The organism is Micromonospora sp. NPDC047620 (genome assembly GCF_043205005.1).
In the GTDB taxonomy this organism is placed as follows: domain Bacteria; phylum Actinomycetota; class Actinomycetes; order Mycobacteriales; family Micromonosporaceae; genus Micromonospora.
The window spans coordinates 47,912-71,084 of record NZ_JBIDDG010000022.1; the positions used below are offsets into that span (position 1 = coordinate 47,912).

25 protein-coding genes and 1 riboswitch are annotated in these 23,173 nt (G+C 74.1%); of the genes, 14 read left to right on the top strand and 11 right to left on the bottom strand.

Annotated features, from left to right (window positions below; translation table 11 throughout):
- Positions 1-54: 54 nt before the first annotated feature.
- Positions 55-1,011: a helix-turn-helix domain-containing protein gene (locus tag ACGF5C_RS24305; RefSeq protein WP_393305104.1), complete on the top strand. Its 957-nt coding sequence runs from the start codon at positions 55-57 to the stop codon at positions 1,009-1,011.
- Positions 1,012-1,404: 393 nt separating this feature from the next.
- Here the strand turns inward: ACGF5C_RS24305 and ACGF5C_RS24310 are convergent, their stop codons facing one another.
- The 5 genes from ACGF5C_RS24310 to ACGF5C_RS24330 all read right to left on the bottom strand — a co-directional run bounded on the left by ACGF5C_RS24310 (position 1,405) and on the right by ACGF5C_RS24330 (position 5,543).
- Positions 1,405-1,659, bottom strand: a complete 255-nt coding sequence (locus ACGF5C_RS24310; protein ID WP_393305106.1) for a hypothetical protein — start codon at positions 1,657-1,659, stop codon at positions 1,405-1,407.
- Positions 1,660-1,747: 88 nt separating this feature from the next.
- Entirely contained in the window at positions 1,748-2,473 is a 726-nt protein-coding gene (locus ACGF5C_RS24315) for an SDR family oxidoreductase (protein ID WP_393305108.1), read from the bottom strand.
- Positions 2,474-3,431: 958 nt separating this feature from the next.
- Positions 3,432-4,016 carry a TIGR03086 family metal-binding protein gene (locus ACGF5C_RS24320; protein WP_393305110.1) on the bottom strand — a complete coding sequence of 195 codons (585 nt, stop codon included), beginning with the start codon at positions 4,014-4,016 and terminating at the stop codon, positions 3,432-3,434.
- A 52-nt stretch (positions 4,017-4,068) separates the two neighbouring features.
- Entirely contained in the window at positions 4,069-4,875 is an 807-nt protein-coding gene (locus ACGF5C_RS24325; RefSeq protein ID WP_393305112.1) for an ArsR/SmtB family transcription factor, read from the bottom strand.
- A 104-nt stretch (positions 4,876-4,979) separates the two neighbouring features.
- On the bottom strand, positions 4,980-5,543 hold the full coding sequence (locus tag ACGF5C_RS24330) for an AAA family ATPase (protein ID WP_393305114.1): 564 nt from the start codon (positions 5,541-5,543) through the stop codon (positions 4,980-4,982).
- A 58-nt stretch (positions 5,544-5,601) separates the two neighbouring features.
- Here ACGF5C_RS24330 and ACGF5C_RS24335 point away from each other — a divergent pair, with 58 nt between their 5' ends.
- Together ACGF5C_RS24335 and ACGF5C_RS24340 are read left to right on the top strand one after the other, a co-directional pair.
- Positions 5,602-6,612: a tyrosine-type recombinase/integrase gene (locus tag ACGF5C_RS24335; RefSeq protein ID WP_393305116.1), complete on the top strand. Its 1,011-nt coding sequence runs from the start codon at positions 5,602-5,604 to the stop codon at positions 6,610-6,612.
- Positions 6,609-7,364: a hypothetical protein gene (locus ACGF5C_RS24340; RefSeq protein WP_393305118.1), complete on the top strand. Its 756-nt coding sequence runs from the start codon at positions 6,609-6,611 to the stop codon at positions 7,362-7,364. The genes ACGF5C_RS24335 and ACGF5C_RS24340 overlap by 4 nt, the downstream gene beginning before the upstream one ends.
- A 241-nt stretch (positions 7,365-7,605) precedes the next feature.
- Here the strand turns inward: ACGF5C_RS24340 and ACGF5C_RS24345 are convergent, their stop codons facing one another.
- Together ACGF5C_RS24345 and ACGF5C_RS24350 are read right to left on the bottom strand one after the other, a co-directional pair.
- Positions 7,606-8,472 (bottom strand): bifunctional 5,10-methylenetetrahydrofolate dehydrogenase/5,10-methenyltetrahydrofolate cyclohydrolase, encoded by an 867-nt coding sequence (locus ACGF5C_RS24345; RefSeq protein WP_393305120.1) that lies wholly within the window; start codon positions 8,470-8,472, stop codon positions 7,606-7,608.
- A gap of 15 nt (positions 8,473-8,487) precedes the next feature.
- A riboswitch (ZMP/ZTP riboswitch) is annotated at positions 8,488-8,572 on the bottom strand.
- A 15-nt stretch (positions 8,573-8,587) separates the two neighbouring features.
- On the bottom strand, positions 8,588-9,367 hold the full coding sequence (locus ACGF5C_RS24350; RefSeq protein ID WP_393261805.1) for an endonuclease/exonuclease/phosphatase family protein: 780 nt from the start codon (positions 9,365-9,367) through the stop codon (positions 8,588-8,590).
- 94 nt (positions 9,368-9,461) lie between these two features.
- Here ACGF5C_RS24350 and ACGF5C_RS24355 point away from each other — a divergent pair, with 94 nt between their 5' ends.
- Positions 9,462-9,719, top strand: coding sequence for a hypothetical protein (locus ACGF5C_RS24355; protein ID WP_393305122.1), 258 nt, complete (start codon positions 9,462-9,464; stop codon positions 9,717-9,719).
- Positions 9,720-9,838: 119 nt separating this feature from the next.
- Positions 9,839-10,615 carry a sulfite exporter TauE/SafE family protein gene (locus ACGF5C_RS24360; protein WP_393305124.1) on the top strand — a complete coding sequence of 259 codons (777 nt, stop codon included), beginning with the start codon at positions 9,839-9,841 and terminating at the stop codon, positions 10,613-10,615.
- A gap of 93 nt (positions 10,616-10,708) precedes the next feature.
- On the opposite strand, the gene ACGF5C_RS24365 is transcribed toward ACGF5C_RS24360, so the two are convergent.
- Entirely contained in the window at positions 10,709-11,320 is a 612-nt protein-coding gene (locus tag ACGF5C_RS24365) for a malonic semialdehyde reductase (RefSeq protein WP_393305126.1), read from the bottom strand.
- A gap of 101 nt (positions 11,321-11,421) precedes the next feature.
- Between ACGF5C_RS24365 and ACGF5C_RS24370 the strand changes: the two genes are divergently transcribed.
- The 3 genes from ACGF5C_RS24370 to ACGF5C_RS24380 all read left to right on the top strand — a co-directional run bounded on the left by ACGF5C_RS24370 (position 11,422) and on the right by ACGF5C_RS24380 (position 14,470).
- Complete coding sequence (locus ACGF5C_RS24370; protein ID WP_357697383.1) at positions 11,422-11,778, top strand: helix-turn-helix domain-containing protein; 357 nt, start codon at positions 11,422-11,424, stop codon at positions 11,776-11,778.
- A gap of 69 nt (positions 11,779-11,847) precedes the next feature.
- Positions 11,848-12,624: a GNAT family N-acetyltransferase gene (locus tag ACGF5C_RS24375; RefSeq protein ID WP_393305128.1), complete on the top strand. Its 777-nt coding sequence runs from the start codon at positions 11,848-11,850 to the stop codon at positions 12,622-12,624.
- A 265-nt stretch (positions 12,625-12,889) separates the two neighbouring features.
- Positions 12,890-14,470: a VWA domain-containing protein gene (locus ACGF5C_RS24380; protein WP_393305130.1), complete on the top strand. Its 1,581-nt coding sequence runs from the start codon at positions 12,890-12,892 to the stop codon at positions 14,468-14,470.
- 150 nt (positions 14,471-14,620) lie between these two features.
- Here ACGF5C_RS24380 and def read toward each other — a convergent pair whose 3' ends face one another.
- Both def and ACGF5C_RS24390 read right to left on the bottom strand, forming a co-directional pair.
- Positions 14,621-15,130, bottom strand: coding sequence for a peptide deformylase (gene def / locus ACGF5C_RS24385; RefSeq protein WP_393305132.1), 510 nt, complete (start codon positions 15,128-15,130; stop codon positions 14,621-14,623).
- Positions 15,131-15,140: 10 nt separating this feature from the next.
- Complete coding sequence (locus tag ACGF5C_RS24390; RefSeq protein ID WP_393305134.1) at positions 15,141-15,929, bottom strand: TetR/AcrR family transcriptional regulator; 789 nt, start codon at positions 15,927-15,929, stop codon at positions 15,141-15,143.
- 74 nt (positions 15,930-16,003) lie between these two features.
- Here ACGF5C_RS24390 and ACGF5C_RS24395 point away from each other — a divergent pair, with 74 nt between their 5' ends.
- From ACGF5C_RS24395 to ACGF5C_RS24415, 5 genes are read left to right on the top strand one after another with little or no spacing between them, the layout of a single operon-like run.
- Complete coding sequence (locus ACGF5C_RS24395) at positions 16,004-16,987, top strand: ATP-binding cassette domain-containing protein (protein ID WP_393305224.1); 984 nt, start codon at positions 16,004-16,006, stop codon at positions 16,985-16,987.
- Entirely contained in the window at positions 16,984-17,799 is an 816-nt protein-coding gene (locus tag ACGF5C_RS24400; RefSeq protein ID WP_393305136.1) for an ABC transporter permease, read from the top strand. The genes ACGF5C_RS24395 and ACGF5C_RS24400 overlap by 4 nt, the downstream gene beginning before the upstream one ends.
- Positions 17,796-17,960, top strand: a complete 165-nt coding sequence (locus tag ACGF5C_RS24405; RefSeq protein ID WP_393305138.1) for a hypothetical protein — start codon at positions 17,796-17,798, stop codon at positions 17,958-17,960. Before ACGF5C_RS24400 ends, ACGF5C_RS24405 begins: the two co-directional genes overlap by 4 nt.
- Entirely contained in the window at positions 17,957-20,695 is a 2,739-nt protein-coding gene (locus ACGF5C_RS24410; RefSeq protein ID WP_393305139.1) for a DEAD/DEAH box helicase, read from the top strand. Before ACGF5C_RS24405 ends, ACGF5C_RS24410 begins: the two co-directional genes overlap by 4 nt.
- Entirely contained in the window at positions 20,692-21,513 is an 822-nt protein-coding gene (locus ACGF5C_RS24415; RefSeq protein ID WP_393305141.1) for an SWIM zinc finger family protein, read from the top strand. Before ACGF5C_RS24410 ends, ACGF5C_RS24415 begins: the two co-directional genes overlap by 4 nt.
- Positions 21,514-21,653: 140 nt before the next feature.
- On the opposite strand, the gene ACGF5C_RS24420 is transcribed toward ACGF5C_RS24415, so the two are convergent.
- Positions 21,654-22,136, bottom strand: a complete 483-nt coding sequence (locus tag ACGF5C_RS24420; RefSeq protein WP_393305143.1) for a MarR family winged helix-turn-helix transcriptional regulator — start codon at positions 22,134-22,136, stop codon at positions 21,654-21,656.
- A 52-nt stretch (positions 22,137-22,188) separates the two neighbouring features.
- Between ACGF5C_RS24420 and pip the strand changes: the two genes are divergently transcribed.
- Positions 22,189-23,151 (top strand): prolyl aminopeptidase, encoded by a 963-nt coding sequence (gene pip / locus ACGF5C_RS24425; protein ID WP_393305145.1) that lies wholly within the window; start codon positions 22,189-22,191, stop codon positions 23,149-23,151.
- Positions 23,152-23,173: the final 22 nt, after the last annotated feature.

A 23,173-nucleotide genomic window follows, 5' to 3' on the forward strand; every position in this document is an offset into this window, starting at 1 on the left:
AGCGACCGGCCCCGAACCAGTGTCTGGAACGCCATGCCCCATACAATTTCGGACATGGCCACTGTCGCGCTCGCCGCCACCGACGCGATGCTGCACTTCGAGCTCGCCATGGCCTGCGAGGTCTTCGTCCGCGACCCCTCCGGCCTGGCAGACCCGTGGTACGACCTCGTGGTCTGCGGCCCGAGCCCGGTCCGGATCGGCAGATTCCGCATGGAACCCGACGACGGGCTGGACCGACTCGCCCGCGCCGACACCGTGATCATCCCTGGCGTGCAAGACATCGACGCGGCCGTGCCAACCGACCTGCTCGACGCCGTCCGCGCGGCCCACAAGGCGGGCGCTCGGATGGTCTCGCTGTGCACCGGAGCGTTCGTGCTGGCCGCCGCCGGGGTGCTGGACGGGCTGCGCGCAACCACCCACTGGGCCCACACCGGGGCGCTGGCCGCCCGCTACCCCCGGGTCCAGGTCGACCCGGACGTGCTCTACGTCGACAACGGCAACGTGCTCGCCTCCGCCGGCAAAGCCGCCGCGATCGACCTGTGCCTGCACCTGATCCGCCGCGACCACGGCGCGACGGTCGCCAACGCCGTCGCCCGCCGCCTGGTAGTGCCGCCGCATCGCGCCGGAGGCCAGGCCCAGTTCGTCACCACCCCGGTGCCCGCCCGCGACGACCACCCCCTCGCCGACCTGTTCCCCTGGGCGATGGAACGGCTGAACCGTCCGCTGACCGTGGAGGACCTGGCCCGCCAGGCGAACATGAGTTCGCGCAACCTGGCCCGCCACTTCAAGTCGGCAACAGGCACCACCCCGCTGCAGTGGCTGTCGACGCAGCGGATCCGTCGGGCCCAGGAGCTGCTGGAGAACACCGACGACAGCATCGACGCCATCGCCGAGGCGGCTGGCATGGGAACCGCCACGACGCTACGCCGACACTTCAACCGCACCGTCGGCGTACCGCCGGACGCCTACCGTCGCACCTTCCGCAGCGCCTGGCCCTCATCAGAATTGTGATCACCATCCAGTCGGCGGCCTGACAGCCCTGCGGTGTAGCGAGCCTGCCCCGACTGCTCGATCGTCGGGCGGCGGGACTCCGACCGCTCCCATTTGCCCTGATTGACACAGTCAACGATGCAACGACAACGAAGCCGACTGTTTCCGGCACCTTGATCGGACACCAGCAGGTTCAGTTCTTTCGGCACCAGGGTTGATCTTGGAACATCCACATTAGGCGTTCGTCAGGCTCTTCGGGCGCCAGTAGTTGGCCGTGCATGATCGACATGATGTTTGGGCACCAGGGCGGGAATTCGTGCCTGCTCCCGATGCAGGTTCGAAGAGCCCGGTGCCTTCGTTGCGGAACGGACCGGCGGTGATCTGGTGCTGATCGGGGCTGACCGCAGTGCGCGGTCAGAAAGCTGTGCCGCGGGCGGTGCTGGTGGTCCCGGCTGGTGTAGCGGTGTCGAGCGCTCGGCGTAGTGGCAGCACGTGCAGGCCGAGCTGGTCGAGGAGGGTCTCGGCGCCGCATGTCGGGTGCCAGCCCAGGTCGGCGCAGAACGTGCGGAGTTCGGCGTGGACGGTGTTGCTGGCGTGGTGGCGGAAGAACGCCTCGAGCTGGAGCGGGGTGTCAATCGTGGAGCGGGCTGCGACGGCCGGTAGGAGCACGTGCGGGCGGGAGATGGCGTCGCCGGATGGGTGGTCGTGACGGCGGCCCGTGGTCGCGTGGCGTGGTCACCAGCGACGGGGTGAATGGCTACGACCAGCCCCCGGTGAAGTCGATGACCTGGCCAGTGGTGAACGGCGAACGTCCGGAGGCCAAGAAGGTGATGAGCTCGCCGACTTCCTCTGGCTCGCCAAGCCGGCCTGCCGGCACGGTCTGCGCGATCAGTTCCCGGCCGGTCGGATCATCGACGAACCTGGCGCGAGGGTAGTACATCTCGCTGTACAGATAGTTCGGAGCCACGACGTTGACCTGAATGCCGTCAGGCGCTGCCTCCTTGGCCAGCGCCACAGCGAATGCGGTCGTGCCCGCCCGGATCGTCGTCGGAGTGGCGAAGCCGGGCTCCGGCCGTCGGGGACGCGCCGAGGTGACAAAGACGAATGCACCGCCGCCCCGCGCCTTCATCGACGGCAGGAACAGTTGCGTCAGCCGCACCGGGAAGACCAGGACGGCCTCGAAGGTCGCCCTCAACTCGTCGAGCGGAAGGTCTTCGATGGCATGACGGGTGATCGGGTAGACGTCGTTGGACACCAGCGCATCGAGCGTTCCGCCGCCTTGCATCACGGCCGCGTAGATCTCCTCCGGGTCCAGCGCAGCGAGGCAACGCGCGCCAGCATGCGTGCTCTCGTACTGAGTCCGCTCGGCCGGGCCGGAAAACGACGGATCATGACAAAGCACTTCGCAGCCCGCACGCAACAAGCTGTCCACGGCACCCGGCCCGGCATACTGCGTGACGTTGGTGACGAGAACTCGGCGCATGTCGTCTCTCCTGACCGGAGTGCGGATCGCCAGAGTATGAGGGCGGAATCGATCGCAGCAATGTGGTCGCCAATCATGGTCACAACGTGCGGTGTAGGGACGACACCCAGCCACCGAGGACGTGCCCCGCTCAACCGCAGGGCCATACGGCTCCGCCGCCGATGCTTGCGAGACGATCTGTCGACCCATCGTGGATCTGTCGGGCCAGGCTGTCGGCGTGGACGTCGGGACAGGTCGGCGTAATGGCCGAAGCTTCGTAAGCAACCTTCGCCGCCGAACGACCACCTTTCCCGCGTGGCGCCCGAAGAACATGTCGATCATGAACGCCGGGCAAGGTTGGCGCCGAAAGAACGTGCCGATCACGCCAATCGACGACAAGGCATGAGGGGGCGCTGCACTACGCGATGGCGCTCAAAGAACGTGCCGAACTTGGCGCCCAAGCAAGGTGCCGGAATCAAAGCCGACCGCGCGGGGGGCCTGGGACACGGGGGAGCGGTGGCCACCTGCACATCGATCCACCTCTCGCGGCATCGGTAGCGCCGGGATGCTGGTAGCCGGTCCAGGCCCAGCCGCACGAGGGTGTTGCAGGCCGGGAGTTGGGTCGGTGTGGGGGCGTTCGGGCAGTGACGCAGAGCGCTCGAGCGGTCGCGCAGGCCGGTGATGCTTCGCCCTGGAGCGGTGTGGCCAGTTGTAGAACGTCTGCCGGCTGATGCCGTAGTGCCGCACGCGACGTCGCCCGCAACTTCCTCGGCGTGACGCAGGACCGCCAGGCGGCGCCGCGCCTTGGCGGCCTGCTGACCACGGCTCAACTTACCGAGAACGCCCAGGATGAACGAGAAGAAACGACGAGGTCACGCGCCGGTGCGGACTGGTTCGATAATGCACATTATGTCAAGTTGACTGGGTGGCGCCCTCCCCGGCCACCGCGTCCACCCGCCCTCATGACACCGAGGCAACCTCACGGACGCGCGGCAGGGCGCCGGCCGAGGAAGGCGACGAGGCGGTCGCCCGGGGCCGCGCCGGACGGGACCGGCACGGGCGGGCCGAACCGGGACTGGCGGGCCTGCTCGCCGACCAGCGACGCGGACAACGCGAGGAGTTCGGTGGCCAGCCCGGCGGGGATCTCCCGGTCCGCGCCGCAGGCGGTGGCGATGTCCCACCCGTGCGCCGCGAACTCGATCGCGCCGCCGCGCGCGGCACCGCCCACCCACGCGGCCTTGGCGGGGTGCGCGTCGTCGTGCACCGCCGTACGAACGGCGTCGAGCAGGCGCTGGGTGCGCTTCCGCGCGACGGCCACGGGGTCGGCCTCGCCCGCCCGGGGTGACGCCGGAAGGATCAGTTCTCCCGTGGCGGCGAAGTCGGTGAGGGCGTCGGCGGCGTCGGCGAGATGCAGCACCAACGTCCGCAGGTCCCAGCCGGCGCACGGGGTCGACCGGTCGAGGTCGGCGTCGCCGACGGCCGACAGCGCTCCGAGCGCGTAGTCGGCGGACCGCTGGAACAGCGCGACACTGTCGGCGAGCGGGGTCGGGGGTGATGCGGTCACGAGGGTCTCCTTCGGCAACGGGTGGCGAGGGCGGCGTGGCGCGAGGGCGGTCTCAGGCGTTCGTCGGGGACATCTCCCAGGGTGCCGGAGAAAGGACCTCTCCGGTTTCGAGCAGCGACTTGAGGTTCGCGAGCACGGCGGGCCACCCCTGCGAGATTCCGGTGTGCATCTCCTGGTCGGTGAGATTCTCGTGGGTCACGGTGAGGCGGACGAAGTCATGGTGCGGCTCGACGAGGAACGTGACGACCGACGGGCCTCCGGGCGGCTCGTCGCCTGGCGCCGCGAAGGTGATCACCAGGCGTGCCGGCGGCTCCGCCTCGACAACCCGGCCGACGACGTCGACCTCGCCTGACCCGTCGGCGCGCCGGTGCTCCCAGGTGGACCCCGGCTGCCAGTCGGAGACGTTGGCGTGTCCCCAGTAGGCGGCCGTCAGGTCCGCGTCCGTCAGGGACTGCCACACCTGTTCGGCGCTGGCGCGGATGTACGTGACGTAGACGTAGGTCGGCGGGGCCGTGGGTGCGCGGGTCATGGCGTGCTCCTCTGCCTGGTTTCTGATGGCACTGATTGCTTGCAGGCGGCGCCTCTCGAAGCCCGAGATCCAGCGCTCCTCGATCTCGTGGATCGGCGTCGGGTTCAGGTAGTGCAGCCGTTCGCGTCCGCGCCGTACGACGGTGACGAGATTGGCCCGGACGAGGATGTCGAGGTGCTGGGTCGCCGACTGGCGCGCCATGTCGAGGCGCTCGCAGAGCTCCCGCAGCGTCTGCCCGTTGTGTTCCCGCAGGCGGTCGAGCAGAAGCCGTCGGGTGGGGTCGGCCAGTGCCTTGAAGACCAGGTCCATCTCTCCCGCCTCTGCGCTCACCCTCGCCGATTATGCAGGTGTCTGCCTGCATAATCCACCCCCTTCCACCGATCGCCGTGGCGGGCGGGCACACGAGCGCGCCACGCCGATACCCCGGCGCCCCGTCAGCAGGGACCCTGCGGGAGGCCGGCGAGCCGCCGCAGGTGCGTCTCCACCAGCGCGACCCGCGCCGCCACCGGGGCGGGCGGGACGGCGATGAGTTCGTGGCCGTGCTCCCGGTAGACCTGCTCGTGGACGCGGGCGAACGCCAGTGACTCGGCGTAGTCGATCCGGCGGGCGGCGGTGCGGGTCACGAAGCCGAGCGGCTCGACGAGGAACACCGGACGCTGGTAGGACCCCTCCCGGAGCACCCGCTCCACCTCGTCGGCGAGCGTCGGCCCGACGGGGCGGCCCAGGTGCCGCGCGAGCGCCAGGGTGCACAGCGGAGATCTGTCGTGGACCTGCACCGGCCCCCGCGACCCGGCCGCCTCCCGTCGTTCGCGCTGCAGCCGCGCCACGGCGTCGACGAAGCCCGCCCCGCGCCACGGTTCGTCGTCGCCGCGTGCCTGCCCCGCGGCGATGACGTCGGTGGCCGCCTCGGCGACGACGCTCCACCCGCGACGTCGCAGCGCGTCGGCGAGCGTCGTCTTTCCCGCCCCGGGCGCGCCGGTGAGCACGTACCGTTGCACGCTCTCCCCCTCTTCCCGCCGTTGCCGGCGAACACGAAATTCATGCATAATAGTCCTTATGCATTACAGACAGGACGAATCGGTACTGAGATTGATCGAGGAGTTCCTGACCGCCCGCGCCACCCGCAAGCCCTCCCCCCACACCCTCGAGGCGTACCGGCGGGACCTGCGCACCGTCGCCGCGTTGGCGGCCGAGGAGTCCGCCCCTCCCCTCCCCCTCGACCAGTTGCCGCTCACCGCCCTCACTCCCCGGGTCATGCGGGCGGCCTTCGCCCGCTTCGCCGCTCCCCGGGCGGCCGCCTCGGTGCACCGGGCCTGGTCCACCTGGAACAGCTTCTTCTCCTTCCTGGTCGCCGACGGCGTCGTCGCCGGCAACCCGATGCCGGCGGTCGGGCGGCCCCGGGCGCCGCTCCCCCAGCCCAAGCCCCTGCGCGGGGCGGACACCCCGGAGCAACTGCTGGCCTCGGTGGCGCGGCAGGAGGGCCGGCAGCGCGACCCGTGGCCGGAGCGGGACGTGGCGGTGCTGGCGTTGGCGCTGTGCGCGGGGCTGCGGCTGTCGGAACTGCTGGCGTTGCGGGTGGGTTCGCTGGCGGGTCGCCCGGGTGAGCGGCGCGTCGACGTTGCCGGCAAGGGCGGGCGTCCACGCGTGGTGCCGGTCGAGCCGGAACTGGACCGGGTGCTGGCGGACTACCTGGACAGCCGCGCCCGCCGGTTCGGGTCGCGGACGGTGCGGCCGGACGCGCCGCTGCTGGTGGACCGCCGGGGTGAGCCGCTGCGCCGGGGCGGATTGCAGTATCTGGTGGAGTCCTGCTACCGGCGGGCCGGCATCACCGACCGGGTACCGCGCGGGGCGCGGTTGCATGCGTTGCGGCACACGTTCGCGACACGGTTGGCGGAGGACGGGGCGAGCGCGGCGGAGATCATGCGGCTGCTGGGGCACGCGTCGCTGGCGTCGTCGCAGACCTACATCGAGGTGACGGCCGGGCAGCAGCGGGAGGCGGTGCGGTCCAACCGTACCAACCGGGCGTTGGCGGCGCTGGCCCCGGTCGAGCGGGGGGCGGGGTCGTGAGGGCGGGTGCGGCGCGCGCGGTGGCGGCGTGGGTGCGGGCGTACGCGGCGCGGGAGCCGGGTGTGGAGGGCGCGGTGCTCAGCGGGTCGGTGCTGGGTATGGCGGCGGGCGAGGTGGTGCCGCCGTGGTCGGACGTGGACGTGCTGGTGGTGCGGTCGGAGCCGGCGGAGAAGTTGGGGAAGTTCCGCTGGGGTGGGGTGCTGCTGGAGGTCACGTTCGTGACGTGGGAGGACCTGGGGTCGCCGGAGGACGTGTTGGGCTCGTTCGTGTTCGCGGGGTGTTTCCGGGGCGACGGGGGGCTGCTGGATCCGGCGGGGCGGCTGGCGTGGTTGCGGGCGCGGGTGTCGGCGGGGTTCGCCGACGCGGTGTGGGTGCGGCGGCGTTGTGCCGGGGTGCCGGTGCGGATCGAGGCCGGGTTGCGGGGCGTGGACGGCTCGGGGGCGTTGCACGAGCAGGTGACGGGGTGGTTGTTCCCGACATCGTTGACGGCGGTGTTGCCGCTGGTGGCGGGGCTGGTGGAGCCGACGGTGCGGCGGCGGTACGTGGTGGCGCGGGAGGTGTTGGCGGCGTACGGCCTGGTGGACCGGTATGTCGCGGTGCTGGACCTGTTGGACGGTGGTGGGGGGTCGGCGGGCCGGGTGGCGGGGCATCTGGCGGGGTTGGCGCGCACGTTCGACGTGGCGGCGCAGGTGGCGCGGACCCGGTTCTTCTTCAGCGCGGACATCACGCCGGCGGCGCGGGAGGGGGCGTGATCGTCCGGCACGTGCGGGCGTTCGCCGGTCTCGGCGGGGTCACCGAGCCGGTGTATGCGGCCTGCGGGGAGCGGGACGAGCGTCCCGCTCCCCCGGCGTCCTGATCCGGGAACCGGGGTGCCGGCGCCGGGTGCGGCCCGGGGGTGCTCGGGTGGTGGACCGGGGTCGCGGCGTCCGGTCCACCACGGGTCCGTCGTGTCCGGCCCGGCGTCGAGGGCGTTCGCCGCCGGGCCGGCGGGGGTCAGGCGTGGCCGGTGGCGCGGCGGGCGGCGTCGAGAGCGTTACGGAAGAGCATGGCGACGGTGGTGGGGCCTACTCCCCCGACGCGGGGGGTGATGGCGCCGGCGACGTCGGCGCAGGTCTCGTCGACGTCGGGCAGCAGGCGGCGTCCTTCGTAGCGGACGCCGCCGCCGATGACGGTGGCGCCGGGGCGGACGTGTTCGGGCTGGATGATGCCGGGGACGCCGGCGGCGGCGATGAGGATGTCGGCCCGGCGGGTGTGGGTGGCCCAGTTGGGGACGCCGGTGTGGACGACGGTGACGGCGGCGTTGGCGGTGGGGCGTTTCTGGGTGAGCAGCAGGGCGAGGGGGCGGCCGAGGGTGGCGCCGCGGCCGAGGATGACGACGTCGCGGCCGGCGACGGGGATGTCGTGGAAGGCGAGCAGGGCTTCGATGCCGGCGGGGGTGCAGGGCAGGGGGCCGGGCAGGCCGAGGGCGAGTCGTCCCATGTTGAGCGGGTGCATGCCGTCGACGTCGAGGTCGGGGTCCATGGTCTGCAGGGCCCGGTCGTAGTCGAGGTGGCCGGGGATGGGGTGTTGGATGAGCAGGCCGTGGACGTCGGGTGCGGTGTTGAAGTCGGCGATGGCGCGGTGCAGGTCGGCCTGGGTGGCGGTGGCGGGCAGGTGGATGTGGGGTGAGTCAAAGCCGAGTTCGGCGGCCTGGCGCTGTTTGATGCGGATGTAGCCGGCACTGGCGTCGTCGTCGCCGACGAGGATGGTGGCGAGGCTGGGGGTGATGCCGGCGGCGCGTAGGGCGGTGACGCCGGCGGCGACGTCGGTGAGGATGCGCTCGGCGACGGGGGCGCCGGGCAGGAGTCGGGCGGTGGGCATGGTGCTCCTGTCGTCAGCGGAGGCCCAGGCGGTCGACCTCTGCTCGTGGAGCTCCCCGATGGTTGTTGCCATCCCCTGGCCGCCAGTCGCGTCGGGTTCAGCTTGCCACAGGCGGTCAGCCGAGGTCGACCAGGAGGGGGCGGTGGTCGGAGATTGCTGACAGGGGGGTGTGTACGGCGGTGACGGGCGGGAGCCGGTCGATGCCGTGGCGGTCGGCGAGGATGTGGTCGAGTTGCACGCGGGGTTGCCCCGCGGGGTAGGTGGGGCGGCGGCCCAGGGGGCGCCAGCCGGTGAGGAGTCGGGCGGGGCCGGCGGGGAGGTTCAGGTCGCCGAGGAGGATGCGGGGCGCGGGCAGGGTGCGTAGGGCGCGGACGGTCTGGCGGAGTTGGTGGGCGTTCCAGCCGGGGACGAAGGACAGGTGGGTGGCGGCGACGGTGAGGTGGCCGTGTGGGGTGTCGAGGACGGCGGCGAGGACGACGCGGGGTTCGTCGTGCAGGAGGGTGAGTCCGCCGCCGGGCCCGGGGACGTAGACGGGTGAGCGTACGGGGGCGGGGCGCAGGCGGGTGACCTGCCAGCTGCGGACGCGGTGGCGGGTGACGAGGCCGACGCCGTAGCAGGGTTCGCCGTGTCCGTCGTCGTCGTGGCGCAGGGGGCGGAACTGTTCGCCGGGGGTGCCGACGACGGCGGCGGCGAAGCGGTGTTCGTCGGCGCCGAGGGCGCGGGCGGCGATGGCGGTGAGGTCGAGTTTGCCGCTGCGGCTCTGGTCGCGGTCGACTTCCTGCAGGGCGAGGACGTCGGCGTCGAGGGCGGTGACGGCGGCGGTGAGCCGGTCGGGGTCGACGAGGCCGTCGGTGAGGGACCGGCCGTGCAGCAGGTTGAAGGTGGCCAGGCGCACGTTTGCACCCTACGTGGCCGTGGGAGGGTTGCCGGGTGTTGAAGGTGCTGTGGTATTCGGTGGTGCTGTTCGTGGCGGTGGGTGCGGTGGGTGTGTGGTTGCGTCGGCGGCGGGGCCGGTGACGGTGGTGCGGGCCGTCGAACAGTTCATGAATACCGACCGGCTCGTGGGAATGGGCGTGGCCCGCCGTATCGACACCCCCGAAGCTACCGTCGGGACCCTACGGGCGGCCCTGAACGACCTGGTCACCGCCGCGCAGGTCGCCCGCCGCTCGGCACTGCTTCGCGTCGGCACGCAGGCCGAGGGCGGCACCCCGCGCGCCGCTGACCTCGTCGAGGACATGCTGGCCTGAGCCTTGCCCGTGACAGCCGGGGGTGGTGAAGCGGCACTGGGCTTTTGTGGCGTGACTGCTGGTGAGGCTGGCCACAAGGGGTCTCGTGGGGCGGGCGGCGGTGGGAAGAATGGCGGCCCGTGGACCCCCTGTCGCTGACCACCCTGCTCGCTGCGGCCGCCATGGCCGGTTGGGTCGATGCCGTGGTGGGGGGTGGGGGGTTGTTGCTGTTGCCGGCGTTGTTGGTGGCGGCGCCGGGGATGCCGGTGGCGTCGGCGTTGGGAACGAACAAGCTGGCGGCGATCGCGGGTACGACCACGGCGGCGGTAACGTACGCGCGGCGTACGAAGATCGACTGGGCGGTGGCGGGGCCGTCGGCGGGGTTGGCGGTGTGTTGCGCCGGGTTGGGTGCGGCTCTGGCGGGGGCGGTGCCGGCGTCGGCGTACCGGCCGTTGGTGTTGGCGGTGCTGGTGTCGGTGGCGGTGTTCGTGGTGCTGCGGCCCCGGTTGGGGGTGGTGGCGCAGCCGGAGCGGCGGACGCGGTGGCGGGTGGCCACGGTGGTCGCGGTGGCGGGTGTGGGGATCGCTCTGTACGACGGGTTGATCGGGCCGGGCACGGGGACGTTTCTGGTGTTGGCGTTCACCGCGTTGGTGGGTGCGGACTTCGTGCACGGTTCGGCGATGGCGAAGATCGTGAACGCGGGCACGAACCTGGGGGCGTTGGTGGTGTTCGCGGCGACCGGGCACGTGTGGTGGCTGCTGGGTGCGGCGATGGCGGTGTGCAACGTCGCCGGAGCCGCGCTCGGGGCGCGGATGGCGCTGCGGCGCGGCTCCGGCTTCGTACGGATCGTGCTGTTGGTGGTGGTGCTGGCGCTGGTGGGCAAGCTCGGCTACGACCAGTGGGTGGCGTCGACCTGACCGCGGTGCGCGAGGCCGGCCTTCGGTGCCGGTGTCTGCGACTGTCCGTTTTCCCCGGGGCGCGACGGCCGGCCTCGGCGCCGGTGGGTGGTGTCAGGCGTGCCGGACGACGTCGGTGTAGCCGAGGCGGGGCAGGCGCGGGAACCAGGCGTTCTCGGTGGGCCGGCCGATGTTGACCACCAGCAGGCTCTTCCAGGTGGAGTCGGTGAAGAACTCCTGGTCGACGCCGGCGGCGTCGAATCCGGCCATGGGGCCGGCGGCGAGGCCGGCGGCGCGGACGGCGAGCAGGAAGTAGCCGATCTGCAGGGTGGCGTTGAAGCGGGCCATCTTCTCGCGGGCCTCGGGGTTGCCGGCGAGGTCGTCGCGCAGCTGCGGTCGGATCGGGAACACCTGCGGGATGAACTCGTGGAAGTCGGTGTCGGCGGCGAGTACGGCGACCATGGGAGCGGTGCTGGTCTTGGCCTGGTTGCCCTCGCTCATGTGGGCGACCAGGCGCGTGCGGGCCTCGCCCGGGCCGACGAAGAGGATGCGCAGGGGCTGGGCGTTGACCGCGGTGGGCGGGAACTTGGCGAGTTCGAAGATCGCCTGGAGCTGCTCGTCGGTGACGGGTTCGTCGGTGAAGGCGTTGGCGGTCCGGGCGTCGGTGAACAGCTGCGCCTGGGCCTCGGGGTCGAGGGTGATCAGGGGCGAAAAGACGTCGGTCATCGGGGTATCTCCATGCAAACGGACTGGCTGACTACGATGACAGTAGCAGCTAGGTTTTTAGTAGTCCCTGGTTCCGTCGGTCCCCGCCGTATCCTGGGACCATGACGGTCGAACGGGAGGTCGACGGCGCGCGTCGGGCGTGCCACGGGGGCATCACCCGGGCCTTCGCGTTCCTCGGCAAGCGGTGGAACGGCATGCTCCTGGGCACCCTCGCCGACGGCCCGGCCGGGTTCGCCGAGCTGGGTCGCGCCCTGCCCGGGATCAGCGAGTCCGTCCTGTCCGACCGGCTGGGCGAGCTGGTCCGGGTCGGGCTGGTCAGCCGGACGGTGCGGCAGGGCCCGCCGCTGGGGGTGAGCTACGAGCTGACCGAGCGGGGCGCCGCGCTGGTGCCGGCCCTCGACGCGCTGGCCCGCTGGGCGGACGAGAACCTCCCCGCCGCGCCGCCCACGGGCTGCTGACCCGCGCCACCACGCCCACGGGGCTCACCGGCCGTGGGACCGCCCGAGCGGATGTGTGATCATCAGCGGATGCCGGTGCGCGCCGAACACGACCGGGCCGTCCTCGCCGGGCTGCTGGGACGCGACCCGGTGCTGCACGCCTACCAGCTGGGCGACCTGGACGACTTCTTCTGGCCGTACACCTCCTGGTTCCGCCGGGGCGAGGAGGTGGCGTTGCTGTACCACGGAGCCGACCCGCCCACCCTGTTGGCGTTCGCGGCGCCGCCGCGGGTCGCGGAGCTGGCGGCGCTGCTGCGGGAGCTGGCGCCGATGCTGCCGGCCCGGCTGTGGGCGCACCTGTCCCCCGGCCTGGAGCCGGCGCTGGCCGGGGCGTACCGGATGGAGCCGGCAGGCCCGCACCACAAGATGGCGCTGACCGACCCGGCCCGGCTGGCCGCGACCCCGCCCGCCGGGGTGGTGCTGGACGCCGCGGACCTGCCGGCGCTGCACCGGCTGTACGCGGACGCCTACCCGGGCAACTGGTTCGACCCGCGGATGCTGGACACCGGCCAGTACGTGGGCATCCGCGAGGACGGCGAGGTGGTGGCCGTCGCCGGGGTGCACGTGTTCTCGCCGGCGTACCGGGTGGCGGCGTTGGGCAACGTGACCACCCATCCCCGGGCCCGGGGGCGCGGGCTGGCCGCGGCGGTGGTGGCCGCGCTGTGCGGGCGGCTGCTGACCAGCGTCGCGCACGTCACGCTGAACGTGAAGGCGGACAACGGGCCGGCCGTGCGGCTCTACGAGCGGCTGGGCTTCACCCGGGTCGCCGACTACGGGGAGTATGCGTTGACCGCCTGCGGGCGGTGACGGCCGGTCGTCCGGCGACCACGGACCGCGCGGCCTCGTGTTCGCGCCGTGCGGAGCGGGCGGCGTCCGCCGTCCGGCGGCGTGGCCCGAACGACCGGCGGAGGGTCGACCTGAGAACCCTTTCACCTGCATGTTCGGCCGACGAGGGGGGTCGGGAACCCGACGCTGAGCGGTGCTGGTGTCGGACCGGCGGGGGCCCGTCCCGGCCCTAGCGTCTCCCGGCAGAGGTCGCGTACGACGCGCGGCGGAGCTGAAGGAGCAACGCATGGCAACAGCAGCAGTGCCCTGGCGGCGAACACGGACGGTGAGCCTGCTCGCCGGCGTGACGGCGGTGGTGACCGCGTTGGCGACACCTGCGGCGGCGGCGCCCGGGGTGAACCCGGCCCTCGTGGACCGCGACGCCGACCCTGGCACGTCGATCGGCGTCAGCAAGGTGGTGTCCACCCCGCCGATCCCGCCGAAGCCCGACGTGGTGCTGCTGGTCGACACGACCGGCAGCATGGGCGGGGCGATCGCCAACGTACGGACCAACCTGCAGCAGGTCATCACCGACGTGCGCGCGGCGCAGCCGTCGGCGCAGTTCGCGGTGGCCTCCTACCGGGACACCGGCGACGGCGCGGAGCTGTTCCGGGTGCGGCAGGACCTCACCGACGACGCGACGGCGCTGCAGAACGCGGTGAACGGGCTGGCCGCCGGCGGCGGCGGGGACACCCCGGAGGCGTGGGTGAACGCGCTGGTCGAGGTGTCCGAGGGAGCGATCGGCTACCGGTCGGGCAGCAGCCGGATCGTGGTGCTGGTGGGTGACGCGCCGAGCCACGACCCGAGCAACGGTCGCACTCTGGCCCAGGCGACGGCGGCGTTGCAGGCCGACGAGGCGCGGCTGCTGGCGGTGAACGTCAGCGGTGGCGGTGGCGGCCTGGACGCGACCGGGCAGGCCACGGCGGCGGTGTCGGCCACCGGCGGGCAGCTCGTGGGCAGTTCCCCCGACACGGTGACCGCCGCGATCCTGGCGGGCCTGCGGGACCTGGACGTCACGGTCACCCCGACGGTGACGTCGTGCGACGCGGGCCTGTCGGTGGGCTTCGACGCGGCGTCGCGGACGCAGCAGTCGGGCACCGACGTGCCGTTCGCCGAGACGATCACGGTGGCGGCGGACGCCGCGCAGGGCGCCGAGCTGACCTGCACGGTGGAGTTCCTGCTCAACGGCCTGTCCGGCGGGCCGGCGTTCACGCAGCAGATCCGCGTGCGGGTCAACGACGTCACCCCGCCGACCGTGGTCGTCGACGACCGGACGGTGGAGGCGACCAGCCCGGCCGGCGCGGTGATCGACTACCCGGCGACGGCGACCGACAACGTCGACGGTCCGCTGACCCCGACCTGCGTGCCGCCGCCCGGCTCGACGTTTTCGCTGGGCGCGACGACGGTGACGTGCACGGCCACCGACGCGGCCGGCAACACCGGCAGCGACACCGCCGTGATGCGGGTGGTGGACACCACCCCGCCGGCGACGGCGTGCGTGCCGACGAACAACCCCAGCGGCGGCAACGTCCCCGGCTCGTACAACCCGGACGGGTTCTACGAGCTGACGTCGACGGACGTGGTGGACACGGCCGTGCAGGTGTTCATCGGTGACGCGGCGGACCCGAGCGTGCGGTTCGGGCCGTTCCCGGCCGGCACGAAGATCAAGCTGGTGCAGGCGCCGGGTGCGCAGTCGCGGGTGAAGGACGGCACCGGCGACATCGACTACAAGGTGACGTTGCGCGGCGACGCGCTGATCGTCGGCGTGGACGACGCGGGCAACGCCTCGTCGCCGGCGGTGTGCCTGGTGGCTCCCCCGCCGAAGTGACGGCCGCCGCGCGGGGGTGAGCCCCGCGGGTGACGTCCCGGCCGCCGGGCCCCGTCGGGGTCCGGCGGCCGTTCGCGTACGCGCCTGAGCCACGGCGACCCGCCGCGGCTCAGGCCGTTCACGTGCGGCGGGTCGCCGCGCGTGCGCGGTTCAGCCGCGGCGGCTGGGCGAGTCGAAGCGGCCGGCGCGCATCTCGCGCAGCGCCCGGCGGCGCGTGTCCCCGCGCAGCGTGTCGACGTACAGGCGGCCGGCCAGATGGTCGGTCTCGTGCTGCAGGGCCCGCGCGAGGAACCCACTACCGGAGATCGTCAGCGGCTCGCCGTGCTGGTCGAAGCCGTGGGCGGTGGCGTGCATCGCCCGGGGGGTCGGGAAGTAGAGCCCGGGGACGGACAGGCAGCCCTCGTCGTCGTCCTGCAACTCCTCCGACAGCTCCAGCGTCGGGTTGACCAGGTGGCCACGGTGGCCGTCGGCGTCGTAGACGAACACCTGCGCGTTGACGCCGATCTGGGGCGCGGCGACGCCGGCGCGGCCGGGAGCGCCGAGCAGGGTGTCCATCAGGTCGGTGACCAGGGCGCGTAGGTCGGCGTCGAAGCTGGTCACCGGCTCGCTCGGGGTGCGCAGCACGGGGTCGCCGATGATCCTGATGGGTCGCATCGTCATGCCGGCAAGGTTATCCGTCGTCGCCCGCGGTGGCGGTGCCCGGGCGGGCGGACACGAGCACCTCGACACCGTCGAGGATGCGGGCCAGGCCGAACTCGAACGCGCGGGCGGGGTCGCCGGCGGCCTGGTACTCCTGGCCGGCGGCGCTGCCGACGCGCGCCGCGAGGGGGTAGCGGCGAGGGTCGAGGGCCTTCTCCAGGTAGGGGGCGTGGGCCTGCCACCACTGTTCCTCGGTCATGCCGGTGTGCGCGGCGGCCTGGGCGGCCTCCACGGCGCTGCGGACGGCCCCGTGGACGTACCCGGAGACGAGGGTGACGACGGCGTCCATCTCCAGGTCGGTCAGGCCGATGCCGTCGACGGCGCGCAGTTCGTACTCGTAGCGGGCGATCACGTTGGGGCCGAGCGGGGGGCGGGTGGTGGCGACCTGGAGCAGCCAGGGGTGGCGCAGGTAGAGCGCCCAGGTCTCGCGGGCGATGTGTGCGAGGCGGCCGCGCCAGCCGCCGGGCACGTCGTCGGGGCGGGCGGTCTCGCCGTAGACGGTGTCGAGCATGACGTCGAGCAGTTCACCCTTGCCGGGGACGTACGTGTAGAGGCTCATGGTGCCGACGCCGAGGCGTTCGGCGACCCGGCGCATGGACAGGGCGGCCAGCCCGTCGGCGTCGGCGACCTCGATGGCGGCGCGGACGATCCGATCCACGGACAGGTCGGGCCGGCCCTTGCGGCTGGCGCGTTCGCGGGTGCGCCAGAGCAGGGCGAGGCTGCGCGCGGGGTCGCCGGTGCCGCTGTACTCGGTCGTCATGCCCCGGAACTCTACCGTGCGCCGTACCGTATGGTGTACGGTACGGCGTACGGAACGAGCGGACGGGGGTGCGGATGCACCGGAACGGGCCGGCCATCGAGGCCGAGGGACTACGCAAGCGCTACGGCGGCACCGAGGCCCTCGCCGGCCTCGACCTGACGGTGCCCGCCGGCACGGTCTGCGGGCTGCTCGGGCGCAACGGCGCGGGCAAGACCACCGCGGTGCGGGTGCTGACCACCCTGCTGCGGCCCGACGCCGGCACCGCCCGGGTGGCCGGCGCCGACGTGCGGCGACACCCCGACCGGGTGCGCGCCCGCATCGGGCTGGTCGGCCAGCACGCCGCCGTGGACGAGGTGCTCAGCGGCCGGCAGAACCTCGTGCTCTTCGGCCGGCTGCACCACCTCGGTGGCGCACGGGCCCGCGCCCGGGCCGCCGAGCTGCTCGCCCGCTTCGACCTGACCGACGCCGCCGACCGGCCCGCCGGCACGTACTCCGGCGGGATGCGACGCCGCCTCGACCTCGCGGCCAGCCTGGTTCTCGACCCGCCGGTGCTGTTCCTCGACGAGCCCACCACCGGCCTCGACCCGCGCGCCCGGGCGCAGGTGTGGGACGCCGTGCGGGGCCTCGTCGCCGACGGCACCACCGTGCTGCTGACCACCCAGTATCTGGAGGAGGCCGACCAGCTCGCCGACAGCGTCCGGGTCGTCGACGCCGGCCGGGTGATCGCCGACGGCACCCCCGACGAGCTGAAGGTCGCGCTCGGCGGCGACCGGGTCGACGTGGTGCTGTCCCGCGCCGACGAACTGGACCGGGCGGCGCGGGCCGTCGGTGCCGCCGTCGCGGCGAGGCCGCACGTCGACCCGGTGGCCCTGCGGGTCAGCGTGCCCGTCTCCGGGCGCGTCGCCGCGCTGGCCGCCGTGCTGCGGGCGCTCGACGACGCCGGCCTGACCGCCGCCGACATCGCGCTGCGGCGCCCCACCCTCGACGAGGTGTTCCTGAAGCTGACCGGCGAGGACTCCCCCGCCGCCCGCCCCGCCGAAGAGAAGGTGACCGCATGACCGTGACCGTCCACCCGCTGCCGCACCGCCTGCGCTGGGCTGTCGCCGACGGCGTCGCCCTCACCGGCCGCGCGCTGGCGCACTGGGTCCGGCAACCCGCGCAGGCGATCGTCGGGCTGCTGTTTCCCGTACTGCTGGTGCTGATGTTCGGCTACCTCTTCGGCGGCGCGATGAGCGTGCCCGGCGGCGGCGACTACCGGGAGTTCCTGCTGCCCGGCATGTTCGCCATGACGATGGCCTTCGGCATCGAGTCGACGTACGCGGCCGTGGCCACCGACACCGCCCGCGGCGTCACCGACCGGTTCCGGTCCCTGCCGATGGCGCCCTCGGCGGTGGTCGCCGGCCGGGCCGCCGCCGACCTGCTGCACTCTGCCGCCGGCCTCGCCGTCATGCTGGCCTGCGGCCTCGCCGTCGGCTGGCAGTGGCGCGCCGGCGCGCCGGCGGCCCTGGCCGCCGTCGGGCTGCTCCTGCTGCTGCGCTTCGCTCTGATCTGGGTCGGCATCCACCTGGCGCTGGTGCTGCGCCGACCCGAGTCGGTGGTGGTGCTGCAGATCCTGGTCTGGCCGGTCGGGTTCACCTCCAACGCGTTCGTCGCCCCCGACACCATGCCCGGCCCGCTGGCGGCGCTCGCGCAGTGGAACCCGCTGTCCGCGACCGTCGCGGCCTGCCGGGAGCTGTTCGGCAACCCCGGCTGGCGCGGCGAGTCCTTCGCCGCGCAGCACGCCGTCGCCCTCGCCGTCGCCTGGCCGCTGCTGCTGATCGCCGTGTTCCTGCCCCTCGCGGTGCACCGCTACCGCAGGCTCAGCCGGTGACCGAACGGACCATCCCGATCCACGCCGACCGGGCGCGCGAGGCCCTGGACGCCGCCGCCACGGCGGTGCCGCTCACCCCCGCCGAACGCGACCAGGTCCGCGACGACCTGCGCCGTGCCGAGGACCTGACCGCCGACCTGCATTCGGAAGGACGCCCGTGACGATCGGCTCCCACGCCGTCACGTTCACCCCCGCCGACCCGCCCCGCGCCGGGGTGCTGCTCGTCTGGTCGCCCGACGGCGGCCCACCGCCCGACGGGATCGGCGAACCCACCCAGGTGACCCTGGCGGCGCCCCCGCACGGCCACCCCACCCCGGTGCCCGCGCGGCGGGCGTCGCTGGCGGCCGGCGTACCGCTGCTGCTCGCCGCACGGCCCACGGACCCGGCGGCCGCGTTCTGGGCCGCCGCCACCCGGGAGGCCCTGCACCTGGCCGCCCACGGCCTGCTGCTGCCCGCCGTGACCCCCGCCGGGCACGACACCTGGCGCGTCGGGCCGCTCACCGCCGACGACGAGGCCCGGCAGGCGCGGCTCGCCGCCGCGATGCCCGCCACCGCGCGCGCGGTGCCGGTGCCCGGACGCACCCCCGCCTGGCTGCCCGACCCGGCACGGCTGCTGCGTGACTTCCTCGACGCCGTCGCCGACACCCTGCCCCGCGCCGACGGCGCCACCGGGGCGTGGGCCGCGCCGGCACCCACCCCCGTCGGGCGGCTGCGCGACTGGGCCGCCCGGGTCGCCGCCCACGCCGACGCGGCGGTACGGCTGTCGCTGCGCCTGGAACACCTCGACGCCCCCAACGAACCGTGGCGGCTCGTGGCGCAGGTGCACCGCGCCGCCGCGCCGGGGCTGCTCACCGACACCGCCGCGCTGTGGCACGCCACGGTCCCCGGGTTTCCGCCCGCCGCCCGCGACGCCGCGCTGCTGGCCCTGCGACACGCCGCGCGGGTGTGGCCGCCCCTGGCCGGGCTGCTGGAGACGGCTGTGCCGGACGCGGTGGCGCTGACCGACGCCCACGTCGTCGACCTGGCCGGCGGCGCGGCCGCCCGCCTCGCCGGCGACGGAATCGACGTGCACTGGCCGGCGGGGCTCGACCGCGACCTCACCGCCTCGGCCGTGCTGCGCGCCCCAACCCGCCGCGCCGGCGGGCCCGGGCTACTCGCCGAGCCCGGCGACCTGTCGCTGCACTGGCGGCTGAGCCTGCACGGCACGCCGCTCACCCCGGCCGAGCTGGCCCGGCTCGCCGACGCGCACCGGCCGGTGGTGCGGCTGCGGGAGCGGTGGGTGCTGGTGCCCCCGGAGCTGGCCCGCCGCGCCCGCGACCCGCACGCCGCGACGCTGGCCGCGATGCCCGCGCTGCGCGCCGCGCTGACCGGCGCCACGCACGTCGACGGTGAACGCGTCGACGTGGCCACCGAGGGCTGGCTGGCCGACGCCGCGCGGCGCCTCGCCGACGCCGGGACCGCCGACCCGGTGCCCACACCGGCCGGGCTGACCGCGACCCTGCGCGACTACCAGCGGCACGGGGTGCGCTGGCTGGCCCGGCTGACCGCGCTCGGCCTCGGCGGCTGCCTCGCCGACGACATGGGGCTGGGCAAGACCGTCACCCTCATCGCGCTGCACCTGCACCGGCAGGCCGACCCCGCCACCGCCGGCCCGACCCTGGTGCTGTGTCCCGCGTCGCTGCTCGGCAACTGGGAACGCGAGATCCGGCGCTTCGCCCCCGACACCCCCGTACGTCGCTTCCACGGCCCCGACCGCCACCTCGACGACCTCGACGGCGGGTTCGTCCTCACCACCTGGGCCACCCTGCGCCGCGACGCGACCCGGCTGGCCACCCGGCGGTGGCCGCTGCTCGTCGCCGACGAGGCACAGCACGTGAAGAACCCGCACTCGGAGACCGCGGCGGCGCTGCGCGCGATCCCCGCCGCCGCCCGGGTCGCCCTGACCGGCACCCCCGTGGAGAACGACCTCACCGACCTGTGGGCGATCCTGGACTGGACCACCCCCGGGCTGCTCGGCACCCTCACCGAGTTCCGCGCCCGCTGGGTCAAGCCGGTGCAGACCGACCGCGACCCCGAAGCCGGGCGGGACCTGGCGCGGCTCGTCGGGCCGTTCCTGCTGCGCCGCCGCAAGAGCGACCCCGGCGTCGCCCCGGAGCTGCCCGGCAAGACCGAGACCGACCAGCCCGTCGCGCTCACCGCCGAACAGGCCGCCCTCTACCAGGCGTGCGTCACCGAACTGCTCGAGGCGATCGCCGGCACCGACGGCTTCGCCCGACACGGGCTGGTGGTCAAGCTGCTCACCGCGCTCAAGCAGATCTGCAACCACCCCGCCCAGTACCTGCGCCAGACCGCGCCACCGCTGGCTGGCCGCTCCGGCAAGCTCGACCTGCTCGACGAGCTGCTCGACACGATCGTGCCCGCCGGCTCCTCGGTGCTCGTGTTCACCCAGTACGTGGCGATGGCCCGACTGCTGCACCGGCACCTGACCGACCGGGGCGTCGGCGCGCTGCTGCTGCACGGCGGGCTGCCCGTCGCCACCCGCGACGACCTGGTCCGCCGCTTCGACGCCGGCGAGGCCCCGGTGTTCCTGCTGTCGCTGCGCGCCGCCGGCACCGGCCTGAACCTCACCCGCGCCGACCACGTCGTGCACTACGACCGCTGGTGGAACCCGGCCGTGGAGGACCAGGCCACCGACCGGGCGTACCGGATCGGGCAGACCCGGCCCGTGCAGGTGCACCGGCTCATCGCCGAGGGCACCGTCGAGGACCGCATCGCCGCGCTGCTCGCCGGCAAGCGGGAACTCGCCGAGGCCGTCCTCGACGCCGGACCGGCGGCCCTGGCCGCGCTCAGCGACACCGAACTGGCCGAACTCGTGACCCTCGGAGGCGACCGATGAGCCCACGCGGCTTCACCGCGTTCCCGCCCGGCCGGGCCCGCCGACCCCGCACGTGGTGGGGCTCGGCGTGGAACCGGGCGTGGGAGGCCGACGCCCTCGACGCCGGGCCGCTGCGCGCCGGGCGCCGGCTGGCCGCCGCCGGGCACGTCGGCCCGATCACCGTCAGCCCCGGCCGGCTCGCCGCCGCCGTGCACGACGGCGACACCGAGCAGGCGTACGCCACCCGGGTGCGCGTCGCACCGCTGGACGCCGACGACTGGGACCTGCTGACCGGCGAGGTGGCCGCCCGGGCCGGGCACCAGGCGGCGCTGCTGGCGGGGCAACTGCCCCGCGACCTGGCGGACCTGGCCGGGGTGCGGCTGCTGCCCGCGCTGGGCGAGATCACCCCGGAGTGCGACTGCCCGGAGTGGGACCACCCGTGCCGGCACGCCGCCGCGCTGTGCCACCAGGTGTCCTGGCTGCTGGACGCCGACCCGGCGCTGCTGCTGCTGATCCGGGGCCGCGACGCCCGGCAACTGCTCGCCGCGACGCCGTCCCCCGGCTCCACCGTGCCGCGGCCGGAGTTGGCGTCGCCGTCCGGGTCGCCCGGTCAGGCCCGTGTCGCGCCGGAGCCACCCGCCGGGCGTCCCGACGCGGCGGGGACGGCGGCCGTCGAGGCGTACGCCCGCCCGACGCCGCCCCTGCCGCCGCCACCGGGGTCGGCGGGAGCGCCGACGCTGCCGTTGCTGCCGCCCGGCCCGGACGTCGACGTCGACGCGTTGCGCCGACTCGTGGCGGTGACCGCCGAGCGGGCGGCGGCCCTACTGCGGCAGCACTGACCGCCCAGCCGCGGCGGCTGGGCGAGTCGACGCGGCCCGCCCGCCCCCCGGCCCGGGTGCCGTCGGCGGCGCGGAGACCGCCGACGTGTCCTCGTGGAACCGGTGCCCACGTACCGGCGGTGGGGGGGCGAGGTGGCTGGTCAGGCCGGCGGCGGCAGACCCGCGTCGGCGATGCGCTGCCGCATGGGCCGCCGGCGCACCGCGGCGAGGACCTCGTGCAGCAGGTCGGCCAGCGGCACGGGCAGCTCGGCGTCCAACTCCCGCATCGCGGCGGTCGTCGCCGCCCACTCCGCCTCGATCACCGGCAGCAGCTCGCGGGCCCGGTCGGTCAGGTGCACGATGCGCTGCCGGGCGTCCGCGCCGGGGGTCAGCTCCACCAGGCCGGCGCGGGCCATCTGGGCCACCGTCTGGCTGGCCGCCGAGTGGGTGACCCCCACCCGGCGGGCCAGGTCGCGGATGGGCAGCGGCCCGTCGGCCACCAGCAACCGCAGCGGCGGCGAGAACCGGGGCCGGTAGTCGGCCAGGCCCCGCTCGGCGTACACCGCGGCGACGTCGCCGTCGAGCACGTCGAGGACGTGCCGCAGCAGCGTGCCCACGGCCTCCCGGTCCGGTACGTCAGTCACCCCGCTAATGTAACAGCGCTGTTGTATCTGGTGGGACGAGAAGGGACAGGCGATGACGCAGCGGTATGCCCCGACGGAGCCGTACGCGCACGGGATGCTCGACGTCGGCGACGGCCAGCTCGTGTACTGGGAAACCTGCGGCAACCCCGACGGCAAGCCCGCGGTGGTGCTGCACGGCGGGCCCGGCTCCGGCTGCGGGCCCAGCTGGCGGACCTTCTTCGACCCGGCCCGCTACCGGGTGACCCTGTTCGACCAGCGCGGCTGCGGACGCAGCCTCCCGCACGCCGCCGACCCCGCCGTGGACCTGTCCACCAACACCACCGGCCACCTGATCGCGGACGTCGAACGGCTGCGCGAGCACCTCGGGGTGGACCGCTGGCTGGTGCTGGGCGCGTCCTGGGGGTCCTGCCTCGGGCTGGCGTACGCCCAGCGGCACCCGGAGCGGATCAGCGAGCTGGTGCTGTTCAGCGTCACCGCCGGCACCCGGCGGGAGATCGACTGGATCACCCGGGACATGGGGCGGGTGTTCCCCGCCGAGTGGGCCCGGTTCCGCGACGGCGTTCCGCCGGCCGACCGCGACGGCGACCTGGCCGACGCGTACGCCCGGCTGGTGGCCGACCCGGACCCGGCGGTGCGCGACCGGGCCGCCCGGGACTGGTGCGCCTGGGAGGACAGCCACGTCGCCACCGTCCCCGGTCACCGGCCCGACCCCCGCTACGCCGACCCGGTGTTCCGGATGGTGCTCGCCCGGCTGGTCACCCACTACTGGCGGCACGACTGCTTCCTGCCCGACGATCAGGTGCTGCGCGAGGTGGGCCGCCTGGCCGGCATTCCCGGCGTGCTGCTGCACGGCCGACTCGACATCAGCAGCCCGCCCGACATCCCGTGGCAGCTGGCACAGGCCTGGCCGGACGCGCGCCTGGAGCTGCTGGAACATGCCGGCCACGGCAGCAGGCACGGCGGCATGGCGGAGCGGGTCGTGGCGGCACTGGACGGCTTCGCCGACCGCCGCTGACGCCCCCCCCGCCCCACCGGTC

What these genes read in the sequence shown, in the direction of transcription:
- def (WP_393305132.1), bottom strand. Translation starts at nt 15,130, where the DNA reads ATGACGATGCGACCCATCAGGATCATCGGCGACCCCGTGCTGCGCACC.
- ACGF5C_RS24365 (WP_393305126.1), bottom strand. Translation starts at nt 11,320, where the DNA reads ATGACCGACGTCTTTTCGCCCCTGATCACCCTCGACCCCGAGGCCCAG.
- ACGF5C_RS24380 (WP_393305130.1), top strand. Translation starts at nt 12,890, where the DNA reads ATGGCAACAGCAGCAGTGCCCTGGCGGCGAACACGGACGGTGAGCCTG.
- ACGF5C_RS24375 (WP_393305128.1), top strand. Translation starts at nt 11,848, where the DNA reads ATGCCGGTGCGCGCCGAACACGACCGGGCCGTCCTCGCCGGGCTGCTG.
- ACGF5C_RS24305 (WP_393305104.1), top strand. Translation starts at nt 55, where the DNA reads ATGGCCACTGTCGCGCTCGCCGCCACCGACGCGATGCTGCACTTCGAG.
- pip (WP_393305145.1), top strand. Translation starts at nt 22,189, where the DNA reads ATGACGCAGCGGTATGCCCCGACGGAGCCGTACGCGCACGGGATGCTC.
- ACGF5C_RS24370 (WP_357697383.1), top strand. Translation starts at nt 11,422, where the DNA reads ATGACGGTCGAACGGGAGGTCGACGGCGCGCGTCGGGCGTGCCACGGG.
- ACGF5C_RS24400 (WP_393305136.1), top strand. Translation starts at nt 16,984, where the DNA reads ATGACCGTGACCGTCCACCCGCTGCCGCACCGCCTGCGCTGGGCTGTC.
- ACGF5C_RS24345 (WP_393305120.1), bottom strand. Translation starts at nt 8,472, where the DNA reads ATGCCCACCGCCCGACTCCTGCCCGGCGCCCCCGTCGCCGAGCGCATC.
- ACGF5C_RS24395 (WP_393305224.1), top strand. Translation starts at nt 16,004, where the DNA reads ATGCACCGGAACGGGCCGGCCATCGAGGCCGAGGGACTACGCAAGCGC.
- ACGF5C_RS24390 (WP_393305134.1), bottom strand. Translation starts at nt 15,929, where the DNA reads ATGACGACCGAGTACAGCGGCACCGGCGACCCCGCGCGCAGCCTCGCC.
- ACGF5C_RS24315 (WP_393305108.1), bottom strand. Translation starts at nt 2,473, where the DNA reads ATGCGCCGAGTTCTCGTCACCAACGTCACGCAGTATGCCGGGCCGGGT.
- ACGF5C_RS24415 (WP_393305141.1), top strand. Translation starts at nt 20,692, where the DNA reads ATGAGCCCACGCGGCTTCACCGCGTTCCCGCCCGGCCGGGCCCGCCGA.
- ACGF5C_RS24335 (WP_393305116.1), top strand. Translation starts at nt 5,602, where the DNA reads ATGCATTACAGACAGGACGAATCGGTACTGAGATTGATCGAGGAGTTC.